The organism is Bacteroides cutis (genome assembly GCF_900241005.1).
GTDB classification, from domain to species: Bacteria; Bacteroidota; Bacteroidia; order Bacteroidales; family Bacteroidaceae; genus Bacteroides; species Bacteroides cutis.
This window is the reverse complement of sequence record NZ_OEST01000005.1, coordinates 294,800-318,232: the sequence shown is the minus strand read 5'-3', so window position 1 is coordinate 318,232 and position 23,433 is coordinate 294,800. Positions and strand designations below refer to the sequence as shown.

Genomic DNA, 23,433 nt, shown 5'->3' with positions numbered 1-23,433 from the left:
TATAATAAAGACATGGACGACTCCACAAAAATCAAACAAGAAGCATTGGACAAGCGTTATGTACGCATGGCAAGTATCTGGGCAGAAAACTCATATTGTAAACGCCGCCAAGTAGGTGCATTAATTGTCAAAGATAAAATGATTATCTCCGACGGTTATAATGGTACTCCTTCGGGGTTTGAGAACGTATGTGAAGATGAAAACAATGTAACAAAGCCCTACGTGCTACATGCCGAAGCCAACGCCATCACCAAGATAGCCCGTTCTAATAACAGCAGTAACGGTGCTACCATGTACGTCACTGCTTCTCCCTGCATAGAATGCGCCAAACTTATCATCCAGGCAGGTATCAAGCGTGTAGTCTATTCAGAGAAATACCGTTTGGAAGACGGTATCGAACTGTTGAAGCGCGCAGGAATTGAGGTCGTGTTTGTTGCTGTTGATAATTAAGAGTTGATAATTGTAGGTTAATAATAACTTCAATCGAAACTACACATTAATAAATAATAAGAGATGTTTTGAGCGAAGCCAAATCGTAAATCGTTAAATCGTAAATAAATATCATGGGTACAAAAAACTCTTCCCGCTTTACCCCACTTATCATTGCAATCAGCGTAGTGGCGGGTATTCTTATCGGAACGTTTTATGCCAGACATTTTGCAGGAAACCGTTTGGGGATCATCAATGGTTCATCCAACAAGCTGAATGCCTTGCTACGTGTTGTTGATGACCAATATGTGGATAGTGTCAACATGACAGACTTGGTTGAAAAAGCCATGCCACAGATATTGGCAGAGCTTGACCCCCACTCCACTTATATTCCGGCACAGAAACTGGAAGAAGTGAACTCTGAACTAGAAGGTAGTTTTAGCGGTATCGGCATCCAGTTTACCATACAGGAGGACACCATACACGTAAACAGCGTAGTTCAGGGAGGTCCTTCCGAAAAAGTGGGACTGATGGCAGGTGACCGTATCGTGACGGTGAATGATAGCCTGTTCGCCGGTATAGGACTTACGAATGAAAAGGCCATGCGTAACCTGAAAGGTCCGAAAGGTTCACAAGTCAAACTGGGTGTGAAACGTGCCACCGAGAAAGAGTTACTGGACTTCACCATCACCCGTGGTGACATCCCACAGAACACGATTGATGCGGCTTATATGATTAACGATGATTTCGGCTATATACAGGTCAGTAAATTTGGCCGCACTTCTCACATCGAACTACTGAATGCGATTGCCCAATTGAGCCATCAAAAGTGTAAAGGACTTATCATCGACCTGCGTGGTAATACCGGTGGTTATATGGAAGCCGCTACCCGAATGGTAAATGAATTCCTGCCCGAAGGCAAACTGATAGTTTATACACACGGCCGTAAATATCCTCGCATGGAAGAATATGCCAACGGGACAGGCAGTTGCCAAAAAATGCCACTCGTGGTATTGGTGGATGAAGGCTCCGCTTCAGCCAGCGAAATCTTTGCCGGTGCCATTCAGGATAATGACCGTGGAACGATCGTAGGACGCCGTTCTTTCGGTAAGGGATTGGTTCAACAACCTATCGACTTCAGTGATGGTTCCGCCATCCGCCTGACCATCGCACGTTATTACACTCCGTCGGGACGATGTATACAACGTCCCTATGAAAGTGGTAAGGACAGTAAATATGAAATGGACTGGCTTACTCGCTATGAGCATGGTGAGTTCTTCTCCAAAGATAGTATCAAACTTGATGAGAACCTGCGTTATTCCACAGGTTTGGGACGCCCCGTTTATGGTGGAGGCGGTATTATGCCGGATATATTCGTTCCGCAAGATACTACCGGTATATCTTCCTATCTGATAGAAGTGAGCAACAAGGGATTGTTAATACAATTCAGCTTCCAATATACTGACCACAATCGTGCTAAACTGAGTGAATTTGATAATGAGCAGGATTTATTGAAATATCTACGTCATCAGGGTATCGTGGAACAGTTCATACGTTTTGCTGACTCCAAAGGCATCAAAAGGCGTAATCTGTTGATACATCGTTCTTATAAATTATTAGAAAGAAATCTTTATGGTAATATTATCTATAATATTTTAGGAAAAGAATCTTATATCCGATATGCCAATGAAAGTGACGCTACTGTGAAAAAAGCACTGGAGGTTCTTGAAAACAACGATGCTTTCCCAAAAGCACCGCAACAAACCAGTCAGGAAGAAGAGAAGAAAGATGATGGAAAGAAAAAAAGAACTGCGCAAGCGTATAGCTCTGTTGAGAACCCTTCACAACTCTACCGTTACGCTTCAGTTACAGTCTGCTAAGATACTTGCCGCCCTTGAAACACATCCGGCTTTCAGGACAGCACATACTGTGTTGCTTTACCACTCATTGAAAGATGAAGTGGATACGCATGAATTTATCCGGAAATGGAGCAGTAAAAAACAGATATTACTCCCGGTAGTAGTAGGCAATGAGCTGGAAGTACGTAAATATACGACTCCTGAAGAACTTGTTCAGGGTGCGTTTGGCATCAAGGAGCCCATGGGAGAATTATTTACCAACTATGCCTTGATTGACCTTATCGTAGTCCCCGGTGTGGCTTTTGACACTAAAGGTAACCGGTTGGGGCGTGGTAAAGGATATTATGATCGTTTGTTACCCCATATTCCTTCGGCTTACAAAGCCGGTATTTGTTTTCCATTTCAAATCGTAGAAGAAGTTCCTGCGGAATCGTTCGACATCCGTATGGATGAAATCATAACTTACAATGAAAACTAATTATCACACTCATACCACCCGCTGCATGCATGCCACAGGAAGTGACGAAGATTATGTCCGTAGCGCCATTAAAGGTGGCTTTCAGGTTCTCGGTTTTTCAGACCATACTCCGTGGAAATATCGTACTCACTATGTAGCTGATATGAGAATGCTCCCCGAAGAATTACCTGATTATGTGAACAGTATACAAGTACTTCGTGAGAAATACCACGAACAAATCGATATTAAGATAGGACTTGAATGTGAGTATTTCCCTGACTATATCCCCTGGTTGAAAGAACAAATCAAAAAATATCAACTGGATTATATTATTTTCGGTAATCATCATTATCACACAGACGAAAAATTCCCTTATTTTGGACATCATACCAACAACCGAGACATGCTCGACCTCTATGAAGAAAGTGCTATAGAAGGTATGGAAAGTGGTTTATATTGTTGTCTCGCCCATCCAGATCTGTTTATGCGTTCGTATCTCAGATTTGACCATCATTGTACATCCGTCAGCCGTCACATCTGCCGTGCCGCCGCACGTCTCAATATACCACTGGAATATAACATCGGATATGTCGCTTACAATGAAGCTCATGGAATAACTACTTATCCTTGTCCGGAATTTTGGCATATTGCCGCTAATGAAGGCTGTACTGCCATCATCGGAATGGATGCGCATTGTAATCTGGATTTGGAAATTCCTGTTTACTATGCCCGAGCCATAAAAGAACTAGAGACGTTAAAAATTAAGAGGACAGATAAGTTAATGATGAAAAAAAGATAAATGATAATTTACTAGCATAATATTGAAGTAACAATTCGTTCTACCTAAATATGATATTCGTAATTACCTGTGCCCCCACATGACGATTTAAATTATGTACCAACAGTTCTCTCCCCATCATCAATTCCTGACGTAGAGCAGCAGATGTCAGATGTACATAGAGTATCTGGTTCTTAATATAAAGTTCCCGAGTATAAGAAGCAATGGTGGGACCGAGTACTTCTCCCCACGAATTGATGAGCCGCCGTTCATTCAGAGGCGATTCCAGGCTTTCCTGACGAAGAAAAGTCCGTATCAATTTACCAATCTGTTCCGCATCATTCCGTTTCATTCTTCAACCTCCTCATTCTCGGCAATGATATCCATTTCCGACACAACACCTTGTTCTACGCGAAACATTTTATAATCACTACCCACTTTATGCAAAATACGATCCAAATGTTCTCGGTTTGTATCTGTTATAAAGATCTCACCAAAGTTATCACCAGCCACCAACTTGATAATTTGCTCCACTCGCGAAGCATCCAGTTTATCAAAAATATCATCGAGTAACAGTAATGGTATGGTAGTTCCTGTACGCTTCAGGAAATCAAACTGCGCCAACTTCAAGGCCACAAGATAAGTTTTATTCTGTCCTTGTGAACCTTCTCGCTTAATAGGAAAATCCCCAAGTAGCATATTCAGTTCGTCCTTGTGTACACCACGAAGCGAGTATCCCATTATCTGATCGCGTGTACGACTTTCCTTCAAAACCTCCAACAAGGAAACATTACGCGCATGAGAATCGTAGGTCAAATCAACTTTCTCTTTATCTTGAGATATAAAAGAATAAAAAGACTGGAAAATGGGAATAAACTCCCGTACAAACTGCTCACGTTTACGAAATACAATTTCTCCCGTCTGTGCCATCATTTCTTCCCACACCAGAAAAAGTTCTTCTTCTACCGGCGTTTCGCTCTTCAACAAAATATTTCGTTGCATCAAAGCTTTGTTATATCGTATCAATGCATCCAAATACTCTTTATCATACTGGGAAATCACTACATCCATAAACCGACGACGTTCATCACTTCCTCCAGCTATCAATACTGCATCAGCAGGTGACACCATCACCAAAGGTATAAAACCTATATGGTCAGACAAACGGGTATATTCTTTTTTATTCCGTTTGAACTGTTTCTTCTGCCGTCGTTTCATTCCACAATAAATTTCTTCAGGGGTACCATCAGCAGCTTCATAAAATCCCTGAATAACGAAAAAATCAGCTTCATGCCTAATGTTCTGCGAATCGACAGGATTACCTGCACTTTTACAGAAAGAAAGGAAGTAAACAGTATCCAACAGGTTCGTTTTCCCCATGCCGTTCTGTCCGAAAAAACAATTCAGCTTAGGAGAAAAAGAAAGCTCTACCTGTTCCAAATTCTTATAATTGAGTATGGATATACGTTTCAGTATCATATAGCAACGATATGTTAGCTTGCAAAAATAGGAAGAATTTCGGGGTTTTCGGATGTAAAATAAAAAAAGATGCCGCTAAATTTCTTTGATAGCCATAAAAAACTTACTTTTGCGAGTCGAATTAACTATATACGAATAATAACAAAAAGAATATATAAAAATGGCAGAACAGAACAAGAAGAACGACGCCTTAAACGTGGAAGACGCACTCACACAATCTGAGGCATTTCTCATTAAGAACAAAAAAACTATCATCGGTGTAATTTTAGCTATAATTATTATCATAGCCGGTATAGTAATGTACAAAAACCTTTATGCTGCACCTCGTGAAGAAAAAGCACAAGCTGCTTTGTTCCAGGGACAACAATATTTTGAAGCAGATGCATACGCAGAAGCTTTGAATGGTGATAGTATCGGTTATGTAGGTTTCCTCAAAATTGCAGATCAATACAGTGGTACGGATGCTGCTAATCTTGCAAAAGCATACGCAGGGATCTGTTACGCTCACCTCGGTAAATATGAAGAAGCTGTGAAAGCATTGGATAGTTTCAGTGGCGACGATCAGATGGTAGCTCCTGCCATGAAAGGTGCTATGGGTAACTGCTACGCTCAGTTAGGTCAGCTCGATAAAGCAGCTTCTATGTTGTTGAAAGCCGCTGATGAAGCAAATAATAATTCACTTAGTCCTATCTACTTGAAACAAGCCGGAGAAATCCTGGTAAAACAAGGTAAATATGATGATGCTATCAAAGCATATACTGCTATTAAGGATAAATACTTCCGTTCTTATCAGGCAATGGATATCGATAAGTACATCGAACAAGCCAAACTGTTGAAGAAGTAATTCAGATTTTAGTATACACACCATATTATAGACACAGATTACACGGATAAACACGGATATGTCTAAACCGTGAATTCCGTATAATTTGTGTCTTTTTTATTCCACATTCAATTTTTAATTCTTAATTTAGAATATCATGGCAACAGCTTACCATAACCTTTCGGATTATGATTTTAATTCCGTTCCTAATGCTGAAGATATGAAATTCGGCATCGTAGTTTCCGAATGGAACTACAATATAACCGGTGCTCTTTTGAAAGGCGCCGTTGATACATTAAAAAAACATGGAGCCAAAGACGAGAATATCCTAATAAAAACAGTCCCTGGAAGTTTCGAATTGACTTTTGGCGCCAATCAAATTATCGAATACAGCGAAGTAGATGCCGTTATTGCAATTGGTTGTGTAGTTCGTGGAGACACCCCACATTTTGACTATGTTTGCATGGGAGCAACCCAAGGAATTACCCAATTGAATGCAAGTGGCGATGTACCAGTAATTTACGGTTTAATTACTACCAACACAATGGAACAAGCCGAAGACCGTGCAGGTGGCAAACTTGGTAATAAAGGTGATGAATGTGCAATTACTGCAATAAAAATGATAGATTTTGCTTGGAGTTTACAAAAATAGTAGTATCTTTGCACCGCAATTGAGAAACAAACCTACTTAATAAAAGAATTGGGTTTAAATTCTTAAGAGCAAAAGGGCAAATACCAGAGTGGCCAAATGGGGCAGACTGTAAATCTGCTGGCTTACGCCTTCGGTGGTTCGAATCCATCTTTGCCCACAAAAAACTGCGGAAGTAGCTCAGTTGATAGAGCATTAGCCTTCCAAGCTGAGGGTCGCGGGTTTGAGCCCCGTCTTCCGCTCTTAAGAGAAATCCTGATATTACTATCAGGATTTCTTATTTTTGTTACGCTGTTACATCATTTTCCGGATCAACGTAAGAATCTGAGGGATTTCGTTTTTATGCATATAATTTAGCGAGTCTGTACAAGAAAAATGCTTTATCTCTTACTCCTCTGAACTGTGCTCTGAACGCTTTGATTTTAGCATTAAATGATTCTGCTGCTGCATTGGTAGCCCTTCTTTCAAAGAAGTTTATTATATTCAGATAGTGCGTTTGTATAGAGCGCGCTACCCTTCCAAAGGTGAGGAACCCCGATTTGTCTACTTCATCATACCACCTTGCAAGCCTTGTCAAAGCCATATCTTTAAACTTACACTGATGATAGATTGATCCTAACCGCATGGCCATATAATATCCTTTCTTTATATCGGGATATTCTTTAAATAGAATCTCGGCCCGTATCCTTTGAGACTGAGTCCATAGCGATTCTTTTTTGTAAAGCAGATAAATACTCCTTGCCGGTAACTGTTTTCTTGTATCTCCATTAGCGAAAACGGGCGCATGATACATCTTTCCGCAGGCCTTTGCGTAAGCTATCTGTATGGACTCTTCGTCCAAATCCTCCCAGCGAGCTTTCACACGTATCTCCTGAACCGCTTCATACACTAATTTCTGTGCATGGAACGATCCGTAACCCGTTTGGCAGCAGGGAAGCAAGTCCGAGCAATCTGTTCCATATTGGGAGGCATATCCAATGTTATCTCACGCACCTGGTAGCGGCGACGACGCGAAAGTTTAAGCAGGACAGAGTTAACCGTGCAAACATCCGTACCTTTAATGATACCAATAATACTGCCTTTACCACTGTGAACCTCTTTATTAATCAACACAGCATAGAATTCTCCACGGGATAGAGCCACTTTGTCAATGCAGACGTAGGCACCAAGGTTCTTCTCAAACAGGAGCCAGTTCTCTGCGTGAGAAAGCTGATCCCAGTGTAGGTAATCACTTAAATGGGCGGTATTGACGTTCAAATAAATCCCCATCAACGCCATATAAAGTACCCAATAGCTTGCAACTGATCGGATAATTATCAATATAGTTCTTTTAAAAAGGACGCAAAGTCTTGCGTCAGTCGAGTACCCTCAGCCACCATACGCCAGTTGCGGGAAATATACCATTGCTGCTCTTCAAAATCCAACGACGACGAAGGAGGTTCAAAAAGACTTTCTTGCCACGAAGAGGAAAGTCTTGAACAACAACAGGCTCATAAAACCCTTTACTTTCTGTTTCTTGAACAGCATACTTCTCGGGGATCTGATTCCTCTCCTCAAGATATATGAAAACTTCATTCACGCTTTCCTTCACATCAACAAGATCAAAGTAATCCAAAGTTCCTTCAGGAAGAAGAAGGTGATAACCATTTAACTCCATAAGCAATTAATTTGGAGACAAAGATTACAATTTATAAATTTACCCCTCAGGTTTATTCATTGATCCAATAAACAGGTTTCAATTCAGTTACGTTATTATGAAACCACTCATCCAACTTAGCCTCCACCCTATCTTTTATCTGAGGAGTAATATACTTTTTTACTTTCCTATAAGCATAGACAGCTGCAATCCCCTTACCCATCATAAAGATTTGCCCCAAGACATCATCTATACTGGTAGGAAATACTATAGCGATTAAGGCAAACATTATATTTGTCCGTTCACTTTTAGGAGTAGTTTCAGCAATCATCACATAATAGGTTATAAGCACAGGACGACCAACTACCTGACCCACATTTTTTATATATTCCTCTACTTTAATACGGATTTCATCCATTGAATAATTCAATTTCATTATTTTATTCAGTTTCATATTTCTATTTTTTATTTATTAGACGTAAGAAAAAATACTTTGGTTGCATAAGTAGTTATTTTTTTCAAAAGTAAGAAACAAAGAAAGTAACGCCTCGCAAAGAATACCTTGATAAAAAAAACCTTATCTTTGCAGCCGATTTTAAATGATTAATAACAAACTACAAATGAATGTAATAATCCCTTCTCGACAGAACACATTTCGTGAACTGAGAGATTATTTAATGATTGCCGTAGGCATGGTTATGTATGGTATCGGATGGACAGTATTCTTACTGCCTAATGACATTACTACAGGCGGTGTACCTGGTATTGCTTCCATTGTCTATTTCGCAACAGGACTACCTGTACAATACGTCTACTTCACCATCAACTTCTTGTTGTTACTACTTGCTATCCGAATTTTAGGGTGGAAATTCAGCATCAAGACAATCTTTGCCGTATTTACGCTGACGTTTTTTTTGTCACTCATCCAAAAACTGACCACAGGCGTACAATTATTACATGACCAACCTTTCATGGCTTGTGTCATCGGTGCATCTTTCTGTGGAAGTGGTATCGGAATCGCATTCTCCAACAACGGCAGTACTGGAGGAACGGATATTATTGCAGCAATCATCAATAAGTATCGCGACATTACACTGGGCAGAGTAATGTTAATCTGCGACCTGATAATTATCTCATCCAGTTACTTTGTGCTGAAGGATTGGGAAAAAGTAGTATATGGATACGTCACCCTGTATATCTGCAGCTTTGTGCTTGACCAAGTAGTGAACAGTGCCCGCCAATCGGTACAGTTTTTCATTATCAGTGATAAGTACGAAGAAATTGCCAAACACATTCAAGTATATCCTCATAGAGGCGCTACTGTAATCAACGCCTCCGGTTTTTATACGGGAAAAGAAATAAAAATGTTATTCATCCTCGCCAAGAAACGGGAATCCACTATCATTTTCCGATTGATAAAGGATATAGATCCCAATGCATTCGTATCACAGAGTGCAGTCATTGGAGTATATGGAGAAGGATTTGACAGAATTAAAGTAAAGTGATAGAGTGAAGGTTATGGGACTATAAATTTTCCCTCTTTCCAAACATAAATCACAGGACGGCGGAGAAATGGTTTTAGTTTTTCTGCCGCTGTTTTTTCTATATAATCAGGAGTTGTAAAGGTAAAAGTCAACGTAATATCTTTTGCAGAAAGATCAGCTTTCATCAACAACATATCTGCCTGACGCCGAGCATCCTGATAATCATAAAGATCTACCGTATCAGGGGCATCCATTATGAAGTCATCCATCACAGGAAGTATGGGCAGATAAGCTCCGGTAGGTAACTCTTTCCAATCAGTAGTATAGAAATGAACATCACTATCACAAGCTGGAGCACCAACTGTAGAAACAGTACATATAATCTTTGTACTATCATTCACAGCAAGTAATTTCATCTGCCAGGTACTCTGAGGGGTCATCTGCATATGGATATAATCGGGAGTCAATTCCGTCATCTCTGATTTGCCGCCAAAACGATTGGTTACTTCCGCTTTCATTTTACTCTCCAGAAAATCTATACAATCTGCACGATTGACGGATGTAAGCAGTGGACTCATAGAATCAGGCATATTGATAAAATAACTCTTCGCCTGTTGAGCCTGCAAAGAACATATCCATATAGTAGTTAAAAACAAAAAGATTATCGACTTTTTCATTATTTCATTCATTACATATTATCAACTACAAATTGAAATTTCACAACCAAGTACATAATTTCTCCAGAAAGCGCACATCTGTTTCGTTGAAGCTATTCAATTTCTCACTATCTACATCAAGAACACCCCATACCTCACCATCCGGACCAACAAGTGGAACTACAATTTCTGACCGGGACAGCGAGCTACATGCTATGTGTCCAGGAAACGCATCAACATCAGATACAACCAAAGTTTCAGCTTTCGCCCACGCCGTTCCACAAACTCCACGCCCTTTACGAATGCGCGTGCAGGCTATCGGTCCTTGAAAAGGACCAAGAACCAACTCTTCTCCCTTCACAAGATAAAACCCCACCCATAAAAAGCCGAAAGTCTCTTTCAGTGCAGCCGACACATTTGCCAAATTGGCTATTAAATCCTCTTCGCCAGTAAGCAAGCCATTTATTTGAGGAAGTAGAATAAGATATTTATCTTCTTTGGTGCCCTGACTGATGTAGAAATCCTCTGCCATAACAATATGAAATTTTATTTATTCCCCAAATATAGGAAGAACATTCCAATCAACACCAAAATGAGGTCGATGGCTTTACTTTTTAAATTCTTTTCACGGAAAAAAAGAGCACCAAAAAGGAAAGATACTACTACACTACCACGACGCACCATAGAAATAATAGAAATCATAGAATCTTGATAACTCAATGCATAGAAATACGCAAAGTCTGCCACACAAAGAAAAATAGATATACAAATGATAGTCCAGTCCCAACGGAATGACGTGCTCTCTTTCCGTTTGGGATACCATAACAGAAGAATGATGGGGCACATGATAAACACCTGATATACATTATACCAAGATTGTACCAACATCGGATTGAACTGTTTCATCAGATATTTATCATATAGTCCACTGACAGCTCCAGTTATTGCGGCAAGTACAATAAAAAAGATCCATTTGTTATGCTTGAAGTCAATGCCTTCTTTCTTCCCGGAACGACTCAGCATAAAAAAAGACAATACGGCAAGCATCACACCAATCCATTGATATAAATTCAATCTTTCACCGAAAACCAGCATCGCACCCACTAACACCATTACAGGACGTGTTGCATTTATCGGGCCGACAATAGTAAGTGGTAAATGTTTCATACCAAAATAGCCGAATATCCAAGAAGAAAGTACGATAAAAGATTTAATAACAATATATTTATGTACTTCCCATCCCACAACAGGAACATCAAACATCGTACCTCCTAAGACCGAAGGCATAAAAGCAGAAATCAATATGAACGGAAGAAATACCAAACTCGAAAATATTGTGTTCAGGAATAAAACGGGAAGCACAGCATTATCACGGAGCGACTGCTTCTTAAAGGCATCATAGAACCCCAGCAACGCCGCTGAGAGAAAAGCAAGTAATAACCACATTTGATTAATTAATAATTGATAGTTGATGATTGTCCATTATTCATTAAAAATATTTCTTCAGGATAGGTTACATCTACCAAAAACAACGCATTTCCGGGAACAGAAGTTCCGGCCCGGCAACGGTCTTTTTGTTCAATGATACGGCGAAAGTCCTCAACCGTGAGTTTACCACGACCTACTTCGAGCAGAGTACCTACGATAGCCCGCACCATATTACGCAAAAAACGGTCGGCGCGGATGGTAAATACCCAGGTGACTTCGTCAATCTGAGTCCAGGCGGCATGCATTATCTTGCAATTATTGGTTTTGACATCCGTATGCAGCTTGCTGAAACTGGTAAAGTCGGTGTAATCAAACAATGTCTGCGCTGCTTCATTCATACGTTCAAAGTCGGGAACTTGAAAAAGGCGGCAACGATATTGACGGTCAAAAGGTATCTTGGAAGTCGTAACGTAGTACTTATACATACGCGATGTAGCATCAAAACGAGCATGTGCTTCAGGTACTACCGGCCGCAAACGATAAACAGAAATATCAGGAGGCAGAAGACGATTCAGCTTATCGGCCATAAAAGTGGTATCCAAAGGTACTTCACTATCAAAATGAGCTATCATCAGAGAAGCATGTACACCGGCATCCGTACGTCCAGCCCCTACAACTTCTACTTCACGACGTAATAAGGTTGCAAGTGCTTTCAGCAAACATTCCTGTACACTCACCCCATTGGGTTGAATTTGCCAGCCATGATAGGCTGTACCGTCATAAGCCAAATAAATGAAATATCGTTGCACGTTCTCTTTCTGATTTCTTTTGAAGTATAAAAACGGTACAAAGATAGTGTAAACCAAAGGCAGAATAAAATAAGCTTGATGTTTTTTTATGCTAAGGTACAACCCATCTTACAAAAAGGTATGAAAAGCCACGCAAAAAGCAGTAATCTATTCTGATAGTTTCAAGGGTTTAGTTTATCTTTGCAAGAGATTTCACCACAAATTACACTAATCTACATAAATTAGAAATGAAGATACATTATAACCACCGCATTCTTTCCTTCATATTATTAGCCGGTATCGTATTCACTTCCACTCTTACCGGATGTAAAAAAAAAGATATGTCACTCAAATTGAACGAGCCACATAATATCCATGGAGTTATCAGTTATAGACGCTCTTTCGGAGATTTGAATGAAAAGCATCTGAATATAGCTAAAGTTGTCGGTATCCGTCCACTCGTCTCACGCGAAGAAGCAGAGAAAATGAAAGAAAAGCTAAAACATATCACGACAAATGAACTGTATGCAGTCGATTCATTGACCCACTCTATTCCCTTTCTTATTCCCGGAGCAGCATCTTTACTGGATACCATTGGAAGTAATTTTCTCGATTCATTAGTTGCCAAAGGTTTAAATCCGAACAAGGTCATCGTGACCTCTGTCCTTCGCACCCAAGATGACGTTAAGCGCCTACGTCGCCGTAATGGTAATGCATCAGCCAACTCTGCTCATTCCTATGGTACTACGTTTGATGTCAGTTGGAAACGTTTTCAAAAAATAGAAGATGAAGACGGTCGCCCATTACAAGATGTAAGTGCAGATACTCTAAAGCTTGTTTTATCTGAAGTTTTACGCGATCTGAAGAAAGCAGACAAATGCTACATCAAATATGAGCTGAAACAAGGATGCTTCCATATTACGACAAGAAAATAAAAAAGCTATAAAGTGACAAGGTGTAGGGGGACGTTACTCTTCCAACATCCTCCATGCCAACGGCAAACAACTAACGATATCTCCTGCCGTCATACTTATTGTTCCCTGCTTTTTACAGGCAATATCTCCTGCCAATCCATGCACGTATGTAGCCAACAAGGCGGCTATTTCGGTTTTATAGCCTTGTGCCAAAAGAGCCAATGTTACTCCGGTAAGTACATCACCACTACCTCCCGTTGCCATCCCCGGATTTCCTGTTGGATTGAAATAACATTTTCCTTCAGGGGTAATTACTGCAGAATAGGCACCTTTCAAGATAATATGTACTCCAGCTGTTTTTGCCAGTTCACGCGCTTTCATCAATCGCTCATAAGAATTTTGACATTTACCAACCAAACGCTCCAACTCTTTGGGATGTGGTGTCAGAATACTACCTTTAGGCAAACGTCCGATATAACTACGACGTTCTCCCAAAATATTTAAAGCATCAGCATCTACTACCATTGGGGTTTGACAAGAATCAATCTGTTCAAACAGAGCGGATTCGGTTTCAATAAATCTTCCCAAACCCGGACCGATACCTACTGCCTGATAATCATCCGTATCTGTGGGTAAAGTGAAACAAGTTTCACTGATATCTAGTTCTGTCATAGCCTCAGGCACAGAAGTCTGTACTATAAAATTATTGCAAAAAGGTACATGTACAGTCAACAAGCCTACTCCAGAGCGCAAACAGGCACGAGCAGCAAGTACCGAAGCTCCCGCCATACCCTGTGAACCTGCTATCAATAAAGCACGACCGAAGTTCCCTTTGTGCGCAAATTTATCACGAGGTTTCAATAGTTCTGACATATCTTCGTTTTCCAACAGATAGAAATCAGTCTCCGTATCTTTAATGCCCTCCTCACTCAGTCCGATATCCAATAATTCCCATTCACCGACATATGCTTCATTTTCAGCAAAAAGGAACGACAATTTCGGTAATTGCAAGCTCAAAGTCAAATCAGCACGAATAATATTAGCTTGTACATTATAAGTATTATCTTCTCCCATCAATCCAGACGGAATATCAATAGAAATCACTTTAGCAGACGAAGCATTAATATATTTTACCACAGCAGCAAAACCACCACTCAAAGCCTTATTCAACCCACTACCAAACAGACCATCAATCACAATATGCTCTTCAGTCAACATCGGAGGTACAAATTGAGAAGTCACTTCATGCAAATCTACTCCCGCAACATTCACTAATCGTTCCTTGTTTATTTCACAATCCGGTGATAAAGAGCCTTTAGTATTAAACAGGTAAACTTCTAGTTTATATCCTTTTTCAGCCAATAGACGAGACACTGCCAATGCATCTCCACCATTATTCCCCGGTCCGGCAAAAACCATAAAAGGAGTATCCGAATTCCAGCGTTCAGAAATACTCCTTACCAATGCCTGAGAAGCACGCTCCATCAGATCGATAGAAGCAATCGGTTCATTTTCTATAGTGTATGTATCCAGTCCTTTTATCCTGGTAGTAGGAAAAATCTTTTTCATTACAAGTCATTGAATTAAATCACGAACAAAGGTACAAAAAATCCAGGAAGAAAGATACAGGGCAAAAACAAGTAAATGATAATTTTAAAGTGATAGAGCAATAACATGACTATGCGACTATTTTTCTAACTATACAGATGTACTGTCAGAGCAGCGTCCCATCATCACCTTATCACTCTACCATTTTTAGTATTCTTATTTATTTAAATACTCACTCAGTCTATTGATATTTTTCTGTAAATCAATTTTATTGATGCGATCATAAGCAAACGGTTGCAGTAAGTTACGTATATTCCGACTATGTTTGTCCTCAGCTTTCAACAACTGTACTTTCTCAAACATCTGTATACCTTCAATCAACTTTTCAAAACGTACCGAAGAATTATTCTCCGGATATACGATGTAAGTATCACCTCCCGCCCAAGCAGTAAAACGGCTATCCTGAAAAGGCGATTTTACCCAACTATTGTATGCCCAACGCAAATATCCGTCTAAGTTCCGTTCTTCAGCAATCAAAGCAAAAGAAGTCGCTTCGACAGGTTGTGAGAAAGTAAAGGTATTAGGGAAAGGCTCCGTACAGCAAGTATAGAAAGTAGTTATTTTACCTTTAGCGCGACGGGCATCTATCGCACCTTCAGGATATTTATCGTTATATCCAATACAATAATCATAGATTTCATCATCCAACTCCTCATGATAAGTTCCTGCCAAGGAGATCTTGAAGTCCGGATCAGCTTTTCGTATCACACGTAAAGCAGCTTTCATACTTTCAGCTGGACGCTCATCCATCGCGATAACAGTATGGTCAAACCAACCTTTCGACTTCAAGTGCGCTGCAAATACACTTAATTTAGATACCCAATAATCATCAAAAGCAGAATCATTCACATTGAATTTACGGTCAACCATGGAGTTTGTACCCTGATCATAATACCGGAAAGTCAAATTCCAAGGAATGACAGAATAACAATAGATATAAGGACCGACCCCACAAGATGTCATAAATTCTATCCAACGATCGAACAAAGTAAAATCGTATATCCATGAACCATCTACCCGACGGATTTCAGTTATCATATTTTCAAAATAATCATAAGTTTGCCCATTCCAGGGTTTATGGGTCACAGAAACCGTAATGCCACGCTGTCCGGCCTTTGCCAAACGCTCCATCAACGGACGCATGTCATTAAATGTTCTTTACTCCATAAAGGGACTTCCGCCATACGTGCCACGGCAACGCTCACCTCGCCAACCGGTCAGCGTCAACCGTTTTACCAAGCCGGAAGTAGACGGACAGCCAAACTTATCTACTTGATTGTTCGTTGTAGTCCAAGTAGCATACAATTTCTGAGGAATTCTATTCCAAGCTACATCTTCAGAATGAGGGACAGACAATTCTTCTTGAGCATTTGCATTATCTAACCCGAAACCGAGCAGGAGAATAAGAATACAAAAAAATGAATAAAAAAATTTCTTCATAGTATATAATATAATGTATATAGTAGTTTTTATCAAGTTCAACGAATAAGATCCTTCAATTTTACAGTTTGGAAAGTCATTTGTGCCACACTACTCTCATATAAAATACCTACTGTTTCAGCATCAACCATCGTTAAGCAGGAATATCCCCAACTCTCATCTTCATCCAACATTATCTGATGTTCGGGCAACCACGTCACTCCATTATCCAGACTCGCCTTGATAGTAATATGGTGCCGTCCTTTGGTGGTATCCGGATTTGAGAAAAGCAAAATATCTCTCTTCAGGCAATTATCTTTTGCCTTCACGCTGATAAGGCTTGCCATACAAACCGGTTCACGCAATGCACTGCGTGAAGACGGGTGTTCAATCCAAGTTTCACCCAAATCTTTAGTGATACAAACAGCACGACTCCCCCCACGATTATCACGCATATTCAGCATCAGTATCCCCGGTTCTATTTCCACGACCTGAGCTTCGGTGGTATTGCTACGAGCAGGATTATGTATTTTCCAGTTCTTGCCACTGTCTTTGCTGTACATGACACCGGCATGCGGCATTCCAGCCGAATCTACAAACTGTATAGGAAACACCAAAGTACCATCTTGCATGGTAATTCCGCGACCGGGACCTTGGAAAAGAAGGCGCCAGGAAGGATGTTTCACCTGTTTGGTAATATTTATCGGGGCAGACCATGTTTTACCATCATCCGTACTCTTAGCCAATACCAGTTGCCCCGTATGCTCTTTATCCATACCTTCTACCGAATGGAAGAATGCACGTTGATTTCCCATTCCATGTGTCCATAAAGCGATAATCCAGATACTATTATCTTTATCATTTACCAATATTGCCGGATCTCCTACTCCATTTTGTGCACTCGGAAGCCCACCGTCTTCACCAAACGCCAAAGGAATTCTCATCTTTTCCCAGCTTTGTCCACCATCTATACTGCGGCTCAAGCCTATGTCAACATGTTCCTGCAAATCCACACTGTTATTATAACGGACATCGTACACTGACAGTAGCGTCCCTTTCTTCGTTGTTACTAACCCCGGAATACGATAGGCAGCAACTCCATCATCCCCTGCATGACGTACACCTGTACCCATACGATGCTCTATATCATCCGCAGAAACTACATTAATAGGGGCAGATACCCCATCCAAAGATACAGAAGTCAATTTCACCTTCAACTTATCCGTTAAAGGAGTAGTCGGCTTCATCTGCAAACTGATCCAGAAATAATTGATACCTGGATATAAGTTCTGTTTTCCTTCTAACACGACTTTCTGCTCCGGCTTTTTAACTTCCGACTTTAATATAGAATAAGAAGGTAGGGCAGCCATCGTCTTACCGGGTGTAAAATTAGTCATATAACCCATCGGCGCAAAACGATTTTTACTCATGATATTACGGCTCTCAGTACCTCCATAATACAACTTCACAGCTTGAATATCCACTAAGTTAGTCCCATCCTCAAAGTTCAGGACTATTTCATCCAACTGATGACTGTCACGGGCATCGAGCCGGAGATAATAGAGAACATTATCCTGACGCTCAATAAGGATAGGAATTTGTGTTTCACGAACATAAACCGTATCAGCAGCATAGACCGATAAAAAAACACTCCCGATAAAAGATAATAATAATAATAATCGCTTCATAGTTCTTATATATTAATGTGCGACGTAAAGATAGCAATTTTAGTAATACAAGACATAATAATCAATCTTTTTTTTATTATAAATCTCACATTTCGCTAATTATAGTTAACCTTTTGCTTTTAAAGCTATCATTATTTTTTCCATTATTTCAATCTATAAAAATATTAATATGTTAAATATTAGAGGCAAACAGAGTTTTTTTAGTCGAAAAATTGTACAACATCATAATTAATATTACTTTTACGGCGGTAAAACCTTAAAATTGTTTTAAAAATCAACGAGGATTAATTAATAAACATATTAAATAAATACATAATTATTAATAAATAGATTACATATATAATTCTTTAATTATTTAAAACAACATAATATCTTATCTTATTCTTAACTATTAAAATTTAACCTTTATGTTCAAACACCTTAGATCATTCAGCGTGGTGTTGTTCCTCGGTTTTTTATTAGGAGGATTTACACACGCAGTGGCCACTCCAAGTATGGATGGTGTACAAGCCTCTCAACAGAGTGGTATTTGTAAGGGTATCGTAAAAGATGCCACAGGCGAAACCGTAATCGGTGCATCTGTGGTAGTAAAAGGAACGACCAATGGTACTATTACCGGACTGGACGGTGACTTCTCAATTCCCGATGTTAAAAAGGGAGAAATTATTCAGGTTTCTTTCGTCGGTTACCAAACTATAGAAGTAAAATGGGACGGTCAACCTTTAAACATCCTTTTAAAAGAAGATTCCGAAATGCTGGAAGAAGTTGTAGTAGTAGGTTATGGAGTGAAACAAAAACGTTCTACAATGACCACTTCCATTTCCAAAGTAGACAATAAAGTATTGGAAAATGCAGCGGTAGCTAATGCGGCAACAGCATTGCAAGGTTCTGTCAGTGGTCTGCGCGTTACCAATACTTCCGGTTCACCAGGTAGTTCTCCTAGTATCGTACTCCGTGGTGGTGCCACCATCGAAGGTACACCGGGTTCTCCTCTGGTTGTTGTGGATGGAGTCATCCGCTCCTTAAACGATGTAAACGCATCCGATATCGAATCTATGCAAGTTCTGAAGGATGCAGCCTCAACAGCCATTTACGGTGCACGTGCAAACAATGGTGTTATCTTAATCACCACCAAGAAAGGTAAAGCCGGCCATACACAAGTTTCCTATAAATTTAAAGCCGGTATGAACTTCGCACGCTTCGGATACGAATATATGAATGCTGAAGAATATTTGACTTATGCCCGTATGGGAGCCAACTATTCAGGCCAATTGAGTAACACTCAACGTGGATATGGTCCGGAAAACGGAAACTTCAGCGTAAAGTGGCTGGAAGGCAATGAAGACCTTCTAAAACAAGGTTGGCAGCAGATGAAAGATCCTGTAAGTGGCAAAATGATAGCATTCAAGGACTATGGAACCCAGCTGAGAGATGCCGCTTACAAAAACCCATCATTTACCCAAGATCATTTCTTGAGTTTCAACGGTGGAAATGACAACGGTACTTTTTCCGCTTCTTTGGGATATTATTCTGAAGATGGTGTATTACGTGGAACCAAATATGAACGTTTCAGTGGTACATTAAACGGCAACTATAAGGTTCTGCCTATATTAAACATTAAAGGCGGCGTGAACTTCTCTACCGCAAAATCACCATTCATGTATTATGACGATGAATCGGATATGTTCGAACGTATGCAAAGTATCGAGCCTACCTGGAATCCGTTTAATGAAGACGGTACTCCGGCTTATGGTTACGGTAAACGTGACGGTAACCCACTCTACTGGTTAGACAGATTTATCAACAACAATAATACACGGCGTACTACACTGAACATCGGTGCAGATCTTGAAATCATAAAGAATAAATTATTCTTAAGAGAAAACAGCTCCGTATATTACAATGATTATACCAACGAAACGTTCAACAAGTCTTACCAAGATTTCTGGAACAATGACTCCAACGGAAAGACAAATAAAGAACGTTACGCTTCGACTAACTACGAACGTACTATCCAGCAGCAACATAGTGTCCAGTTAGAATATACCGACACTTACAAAGAAAAACATAACCTTTCCGTACTGGCTGGCGGCGAATATTTTCAATATGACTATTTACAAATGAAAGGTAGCGGAAAAGGTTCGGAATTCGATGACATCCCAACCCTGAACGTTACAAGTAAAGAAGGAAGAGACGCTTATTCAAATCGGACAGATTACCGTATCATGTCTTATTTCGGCCGTCTGACTTACGACTACGAACATCGCTATTTGTTTACCGCAGTAATGCGTTACGATGGTATTTCCAAACTTTCAGACAACCGTTGGGGTTTCTTCCCCGGTGTATCAGCCGGATGGAATATCCATGAAGAGGCTTTCTATAAAGACAGTAAACTGGCAGATATCGTTTCTACTATCAAACCTCGTGTTTCTTATGGTATCAACGGTAATGTCAACGGTATCGGTAACTACGATGTATACGGTGTCTATTCTTCTACCACTGCTTACAATGGCTCTGTAGGTATTCAAAATACAGGGGTCATCAACTCTAAGTTGAGATGGGAAAAGAGTAAATCTATCGAAGTCGGTTTGGATTTAGGATTTATGAACAACCGTTACAACTTGATTTTAGACTATTACAGCCGTACCACTTCCGACTTGCTGACAGACCTCGACTTACCGGGTTATACAGGTTTCGGTAGTTTCAAAACCAACTTAGGTTCACTGCGCAACACCGGTTTTGAAGTAGAAGCCAACGTAAACCTCATCCGTAATCCCAAAGGTTTCAACTGGGATTTATCTTTCAACACTTCATACGTCAAGAACAAGATCATAAAACTACCATACAACGGAACTGAAAACAACCGTCAGGGAGGTTCTCAGATTTACGATCCCGCCCAGGGAAAAATCGTATGGGTAGGAGGTTATCAGGAAGGGCAACCTTTGGGAGACATCTACGCTTACAAGCAAGTAAAAATCTTACGTGATGAAGAAGAAGTAAAACGCCTGGCTGGTGACTACATTGACGAAATAGCACACCTATACGGTCCAAACAAAGCCGCAGAATATGCCGGTAAGGGCAATTGGAAACCCATCATGCCGGGTGATGTACTGTGGGACGATAAAGACGGTAACAAAACCATCAATTCATTAGACCGTGAAAAAATTGGCAATGTATATCCCAAATGGACCGGTGGTTTCTCTACTACCCTCTCATACAAGAACGTATCCTTATACGCACGTTTTGACTACGCCGTCGGACATACCATTTTCAATGAAGTGGCAGCACGTTCTTTGGGACAAGCCGTAGGTTTCAAGAATATCATCAAAGAAGGTTTGAAGACCTGGACCCCGGAAAATCCTGACACCGATTTGCCAAGATGCGATTATGCAGATTATGCCGACTACTCACACCGCAACATCTACCGCAGTAACGGTGGTGGCAGCCACGCTCTCCAGAACAACAGTTCCCGTTTCTACGAAAAAGGAGACTATCTGGCATGCCGCGAATTGACATTAAGCTGGAAGTTACCACTTGAATGGATCTCCAAAGCACACATGACCAATGCTTCCGTATACGTAACAGGACAGAACTTGTTCTACATCACCGGTTATTCCGGCATATCTCCCGAAGCTCCCTTACGCTGGCTGGGTGTTGACGGTGGTCGTTATCCCACTCCAAGAACCCTCCTGTTAGGCTTGTCTGTATCGTTCTAATAGACTTAATTAAAAAGAAATTGATTATGAAAAATAAAATAAAATCACTTGTAATTGTAGCTTGTTCACTCTTTGCATTGACCAGCTGCCTTGACACAGAACCGGTGAGTAGCCTTACTGACCAGAACATGTGGAAAAATGAAGGGCACTACTCTGCCTTTGTACGTGGCGTACACTCTCAATTAAGAAAAGATTTGCCAAACTTATTCACTTTGGGTGAATTACGCTGCGGGCACTATTCAGACGAACAATCTTTCAGTATAGAAAGTGTAACTTCACTATATTGCCTGAATATGCTGGATGAAGACAATCCGGGATTAGAAAACTATGCCGGTTTGTACACCAATATCAACCAGATCAATTTATTCATCAGCAAGGCACTCGACACTGATATATTATCTGCTAAAGAGCGTTCTTATTATTTAGGTGAAATGTATGGCCTGCGTGCCTTCTATTATTTCCATCTGCTCCGTTCCTGGGGTAATGTAATCTGGAACGAAGATCCTAGTACTGGGTTTGAAATTGGCAATCTTGCGCGTCCTGTAAATTCTGCTTCAGAAGTAATGACCAATATCAAAAAAGACATCCAATCATCTATCGATAACTTTGGTAACGATTATAACTTCCGCGAAAAGAAGAGCTATTGGTCCAAGGCCGCCACTTTAATGCTGAAAGCAGAAGTCTTCTTATGGTCGAGCCGTCAGATGGAAGGTGGTCAGGCAGATGCCCAAGAAGCCTTGAAAGCGCTGAACGACATCAAGACCAACTTACCGGACTTAGGCCTGATAGAAGACGGATATGCCAATGTCTTCGACTATGACAACAAGGCTAATAAAGAAATGATCTTCGTGATCCACCATGGAGAAAACGAATATGAATTATTCAACAGCAAATGGCGTGACGGATTTATGCCTGCAAATGAAGTAATCAAAAATCAATATGATATGGAAACAGGTACCAATTTCGATGCTTCCATTATTAACTTTGGCGGTCGTATATTTTATCCGCTGAAACCGCAAGTTTATAATGATTTTGATGCAATGGACACCCGTCGCGATGTTACCGTCAAGGCAGTTTATTCAACCGAAACAGACCATGCCTATAAAGGCTGTTTCCCCTACAAATACCAAGGGTTAAATCCTAAAGGCACTACCACGCGTTACATGGGAGATGACTTCCCCATCTACCGTTATGCAGACCTGCTTCTGCTTACCGCAGAAGCCAAATCATTGACCAACGGTGACCCGACCAGTGAAATTAACGACATCCGGAAACGTGCATATGCAGATAATTATGATGAAGCCACTATCGGTTATCCTAACTATCCAGGTGACAATGATGGCATTGACGAAGTACTGTTGAGAGAGAGATACAAAGAATTTCTATTTGAAGGCAAACGCTGGTATGATTTACGTCGTTTCGGAAACGAATATGTATTTAAATATACTACCGCAGATCCTCAACATCCCAAACGCTTGTTGTGGCCGATAGACAAAATAACATTGACCAATAACTCCGCTCTACATCAGACAGACGGATACAAGACAGTCTACCAGTAAGGACTTTCATTGACAAGTTCCTCTCACAGCTGACAATCTCAAACGCTTTAGGTAAAGAAGACT

General features: G+C 40.4%; 21 protein-coding genes, 2 tRNA genes and 2 pseudogenes. 12 read left to right on the top strand and 13 right to left on the bottom strand.

Features of this window, described 5'->3' with window-relative positions; genetic code table 11:
* The first annotated feature begins 12 nt into the window (after window positions 1-12).
* The 4 genes from C1A09_RS12650 to C1A09_RS12635 all read left to right on the top strand — a co-directional run bounded on the left by C1A09_RS12650 (window position 13) and on the right by C1A09_RS12635 (window position 3,544).
* A complete protein-coding gene (locus tag C1A09_RS12650) occupies window positions 13-450 on the top strand; it encodes a dCMP deaminase family protein (RefSeq protein ID WP_101544754.1) in 438 nt (145 codons plus the stop codon).
* 113 nt (window positions 451-563) lie between these two features.
* A complete protein-coding gene (locus C1A09_RS12645; protein ID WP_101544751.1) occupies window positions 564-2,309 on the top strand; it encodes a S41 family peptidase in 1,746 nt (581 codons plus the stop codon).
* Window positions 2,221-2,766 (top strand): 5-formyltetrahydrofolate cyclo-ligase, encoded by a 546-nt coding sequence (locus C1A09_RS12640; RefSeq protein ID WP_101544749.1) that lies wholly within the window; start codon window positions 2,221-2,223, stop codon window positions 2,764-2,766. Before C1A09_RS12645 ends, C1A09_RS12640 begins: the two co-directional genes overlap by 89 nt.
* Window positions 2,756-3,544: a histidinol-phosphatase gene (locus C1A09_RS12635; protein ID WP_101544747.1), complete on the top strand. Its 789-nt coding sequence runs from the start codon at window positions 2,756-2,758 to the stop codon at window positions 3,542-3,544. The genes C1A09_RS12640 and C1A09_RS12635 overlap by 11 nt, the downstream gene beginning before the upstream one ends.
* Window positions 3,545-3,584: 40 nt before the next feature.
* Here the strand turns inward: C1A09_RS12635 and C1A09_RS12630 are convergent, their stop codons facing one another.
* On the bottom strand, window positions 3,585-3,875 hold the full coding sequence (locus tag C1A09_RS12630) for a DciA family protein (protein WP_101544745.1): 291 nt from the start codon (window positions 3,873-3,875) through the stop codon (window positions 3,585-3,587).
* Window positions 3,872-5,002, bottom strand: coding sequence for a DNA replication/repair protein RecF (gene recF, locus C1A09_RS12625; protein WP_101544743.1), 1,131 nt, complete (start codon window positions 5,000-5,002; stop codon window positions 3,872-3,874). Before recF ends, C1A09_RS12630 begins: the two co-directional genes overlap by 4 nt.
* A gap of 160 nt (window positions 5,003-5,162) precedes the next feature.
* On the opposite strand from recF, the gene C1A09_RS12620 reads away from it, so the two are divergent.
* From C1A09_RS12620 to C1A09_RS12605, 4 genes are all read left to right on the top strand, one after another.
* Entirely contained in the window at window positions 5,163-5,846 is a 684-nt protein-coding gene (locus C1A09_RS12620; RefSeq protein ID WP_101544742.1) for a tetratricopeptide repeat protein, read from the top strand.
* Between the two features lie 136 nt (window positions 5,847-5,982).
* Window positions 5,983-6,477, top strand: a complete 495-nt coding sequence (gene ribH / locus C1A09_RS12615) for a 6,7-dimethyl-8-ribityllumazine synthase (protein WP_101544741.1) — start codon at window positions 5,983-5,985, stop codon at window positions 6,475-6,477.
* Between the two features lie 74 nt (window positions 6,478-6,551).
* A tRNA-Tyr gene (locus C1A09_RS12610) sits at window positions 6,552-6,634 on the top strand.
* A gap of 9 nt (window positions 6,635-6,643) precedes the next feature.
* Window positions 6,644-6,716 (top strand) — tRNA-Gly (locus tag C1A09_RS12605).
* 98 nt (window positions 6,717-6,814) lie between these two features.
* Here the strand turns inward: C1A09_RS12605 and C1A09_RS12600 are convergent.
* The 3 genes and pseudogenes from C1A09_RS12600 to C1A09_RS12585 all read right to left on the bottom strand — a co-directional run bounded on the left by C1A09_RS12600 (window position 6,815) and on the right by C1A09_RS12585 (window position 8,564).
* Window positions 6,815-7,743, bottom strand: a pseudogene (locus tag C1A09_RS12600) (ISAon1 family transposase).
* 47 nt (window positions 7,744-7,790) lie between these two features.
* Window positions 7,791-8,131, bottom strand: a pseudogene (locus C1A09_RS12590) (ISAon1 family transposase N-terminal region protein).
* 52 nt (window positions 8,132-8,183) lie between these two features.
* Window positions 8,184-8,564, bottom strand: coding sequence for a hypothetical protein (locus C1A09_RS12585; RefSeq protein WP_245875022.1), 381 nt, complete (start codon window positions 8,562-8,564; stop codon window positions 8,184-8,186).
* 166 nt (window positions 8,565-8,730) lie between these two features.
* Between C1A09_RS12585 and C1A09_RS12580 the strand changes: the two genes are divergently transcribed.
* The gene (locus tag C1A09_RS12580; protein ID WP_101544740.1) at window positions 8,731-9,615 is read left to right on the top strand and encodes a YitT family protein; all 885 of its coding nucleotides are present in this window, start codon (window positions 8,731-8,733) and stop codon (window positions 9,613-9,615) included.
* Window positions 9,616-9,626: 11 nt separating this feature from the next.
* Here C1A09_RS12580 and C1A09_RS12575 read toward each other — a convergent pair whose 3' ends face one another.
* The 4 genes from C1A09_RS12575 to truA are packed head-to-tail and all read right to left on the bottom strand — an operon-like array spanning window position 9,627 to window position 12,487.
* On the bottom strand, window positions 9,627-10,274 hold the full coding sequence (locus tag C1A09_RS12575; protein ID WP_180949225.1) for a DUF3256 family protein: 648 nt from the start codon (window positions 10,272-10,274) through the stop codon (window positions 9,627-9,629).
* A 37-nt stretch (window positions 10,275-10,311) separates the two neighbouring features.
* The gene (msrC, locus tag C1A09_RS12570; RefSeq protein WP_101544738.1) at window positions 10,312-10,782 is read right to left on the bottom strand and encodes a free L-methionine (R)-S-oxide reductase MsrC; all 471 of its coding nucleotides are present in this window, start codon (window positions 10,780-10,782) and stop codon (window positions 10,312-10,314) included.
* Between the two features lie 14 nt (window positions 10,783-10,796).
* Window positions 10,797-11,696: a DMT family transporter gene (locus tag C1A09_RS12565; RefSeq protein ID WP_101544737.1), complete on the bottom strand. Its 900-nt coding sequence runs from the start codon at window positions 11,694-11,696 to the stop codon at window positions 10,797-10,799.
* 8 nt (window positions 11,697-11,704) lie between these two features.
* The gene (truA, locus tag C1A09_RS12560; RefSeq protein ID WP_101544834.1) at window positions 11,705-12,487 is read right to left on the bottom strand and encodes a tRNA pseudouridine(38-40) synthase TruA; all 783 of its coding nucleotides are present in this window, start codon (window positions 12,485-12,487) and stop codon (window positions 11,705-11,707) included.
* Window positions 12,488-12,714: 227 nt separating this feature from the next.
* Here truA and C1A09_RS12555 point away from each other — a divergent pair, with 227 nt between their 5' ends.
* Entirely contained in the window at window positions 12,715-13,401 is a 687-nt protein-coding gene (locus tag C1A09_RS12555) for a DUF5715 family protein (RefSeq protein WP_101544735.1), read from the top strand.
* 33 nt (window positions 13,402-13,434) lie between these two features.
* On the opposite strand, the gene C1A09_RS12550 is transcribed toward C1A09_RS12555, so the two are convergent.
* From C1A09_RS12550 to C1A09_RS12535, 4 genes are all read right to left on the bottom strand, one after another.
* Window positions 13,435-14,949 (bottom strand): NAD(P)H-hydrate dehydratase, encoded by a 1,515-nt coding sequence (locus tag C1A09_RS12550; RefSeq protein ID WP_101544731.1) that lies wholly within the window; start codon window positions 14,947-14,949, stop codon window positions 13,435-13,437.
* 195 nt (window positions 14,950-15,144) lie between these two features.
* On the bottom strand, window positions 15,145-16,131 hold the full coding sequence (locus C1A09_RS12545) for a DUF4091 domain-containing protein (protein WP_245875020.1): 987 nt from the start codon (window positions 16,129-16,131) through the stop codon (window positions 15,145-15,147).
* A 15-nt stretch (window positions 16,132-16,146) separates the two neighbouring features.
* Window positions 16,147-16,428: a hypothetical protein gene (locus tag C1A09_RS12540; protein WP_101544729.1), complete on the bottom strand. Its 282-nt coding sequence runs from the start codon at window positions 16,426-16,428 to the stop codon at window positions 16,147-16,149.
* 38 nt (window positions 16,429-16,466) lie between these two features.
* Window positions 16,467-18,095 (bottom strand): sialidase family protein, encoded by a 1,629-nt coding sequence (locus tag C1A09_RS12535; protein ID WP_101544726.1) that lies wholly within the window; start codon window positions 18,093-18,095, stop codon window positions 16,467-16,469.
* A 494-nt stretch (window positions 18,096-18,589) separates the two neighbouring features.
* Here C1A09_RS12535 and C1A09_RS12530 point away from each other — a divergent pair, with 494 nt between their 5' ends.
* The gene (locus C1A09_RS12530; RefSeq protein ID WP_370448205.1) at window positions 18,590-21,811 is read left to right on the top strand and encodes a SusC/RagA family TonB-linked outer membrane protein; all 3,222 of its coding nucleotides are present in this window, start codon (window positions 18,590-18,592) and stop codon (window positions 21,809-21,811) included.
* A 26-nt stretch (window positions 21,812-21,837) separates the two neighbouring features.
* A complete protein-coding gene (gene nanU / locus C1A09_RS12525) occupies window positions 21,838-23,370 on the top strand; it encodes a SusD family outer membrane lipoprotein NanU (protein ID WP_101544721.1) in 1,533 nt (510 codons plus the stop codon).
* Window positions 23,371-23,433 lie beyond the last annotated feature (63 nt).

Excerpts from the sequence above, each read along its gene's own strand:
- C1A09_RS12650 (WP_101544754.1), top strand. The coding sequence starts at position 13 with ATGGACGACTCCACAAAAATCAAACAAGAAGCATTGGACAAGCGTTAT.
- C1A09_RS12645 (WP_101544751.1), top strand. The coding sequence starts at position 564 with ATGGGTACAAAAAACTCTTCCCGCTTTACCCCACTTATCATTGCAATC.
- C1A09_RS12640 (WP_101544749.1), top strand. The coding sequence starts at position 2,221 with ATGGAAAGAAAAAAAGAACTGCGCAAGCGTATAGCTCTGTTGAGAACC.
- C1A09_RS12635 (WP_101544747.1), top strand. The coding sequence starts at position 2,756 with ATGAAAACTAATTATCACACTCATACCACCCGCTGCATGCATGCCACA.
- C1A09_RS12630 (WP_101544745.1), bottom strand. The coding sequence starts at position 3,875 with ATGAAACGGAATGATGCGGAACAGATTGGTAAATTGATACGGACTTTT.
- recF (WP_101544743.1), bottom strand. The coding sequence starts at position 5,002 with ATGATACTGAAACGTATATCCATACTCAATTATAAGAATTTGGAACAG.
- C1A09_RS12620 (WP_101544742.1), top strand. The coding sequence starts at position 5,163 with ATGGCAGAACAGAACAAGAAGAACGACGCCTTAAACGTGGAAGACGCA.
- ribH (WP_101544741.1), top strand. The coding sequence starts at position 5,983 with ATGGCAACAGCTTACCATAACCTTTCGGATTATGATTTTAATTCCGTT.
- C1A09_RS12585 (WP_245875022.1), bottom strand. The coding sequence starts at position 8,564 with ATGAAACTGAATAAAATAATGAAATTGAATTATTCAATGGATGAAATC.
- C1A09_RS12580 (WP_101544740.1), top strand. The coding sequence starts at position 8,731 with ATGAATGTAATAATCCCTTCTCGACAGAACACATTTCGTGAACTGAGA.
- msrC (WP_101544738.1), bottom strand. The coding sequence starts at position 10,782 with ATGGCAGAGGATTTCTACATCAGTCAGGGCACCAAAGAAGATAAATAT.
- C1A09_RS12565 (WP_101544737.1), bottom strand. The coding sequence starts at position 11,696 with ATGTGGTTATTACTTGCTTTTCTCTCAGCGGCGTTGCTGGGGTTCTAT.
- C1A09_RS12555 (WP_101544735.1), top strand. The coding sequence starts at position 12,715 with ATGAAGATACATTATAACCACCGCATTCTTTCCTTCATATTATTAGCC.
- C1A09_RS12550 (WP_101544731.1), bottom strand. The coding sequence starts at position 14,949 with ATGAAAAAGATTTTTCCTACTACCAGGATAAAAGGACTGGATACATAC.
- C1A09_RS12545 (WP_245875020.1), bottom strand. The coding sequence starts at position 16,131 with ATGCGTCCGTTGATGGAGCGTTTGGCAAAGGCCGGACAGCGTGGCATT.
- C1A09_RS12540 (WP_101544729.1), bottom strand. The coding sequence starts at position 16,428 with ATGAAGAAATTTTTTTATTCATTTTTTTGTATTCTTATTCTCCTGCTC.
- C1A09_RS12535 (WP_101544726.1), bottom strand. The coding sequence starts at position 18,095 with ATGAAGCGATTATTATTATTATTATCTTTTATCGGGAGTGTTTTTTTA.
- C1A09_RS12530 (WP_370448205.1), top strand. The coding sequence starts at position 18,590 with ATGGATGGTGTACAAGCCTCTCAACAGAGTGGTATTTGTAAGGGTATC.
- nanU (WP_101544721.1), top strand. The coding sequence starts at position 21,838 with ATGAAAAATAAAATAAAATCACTTGTAATTGTAGCTTGTTCACTCTTT.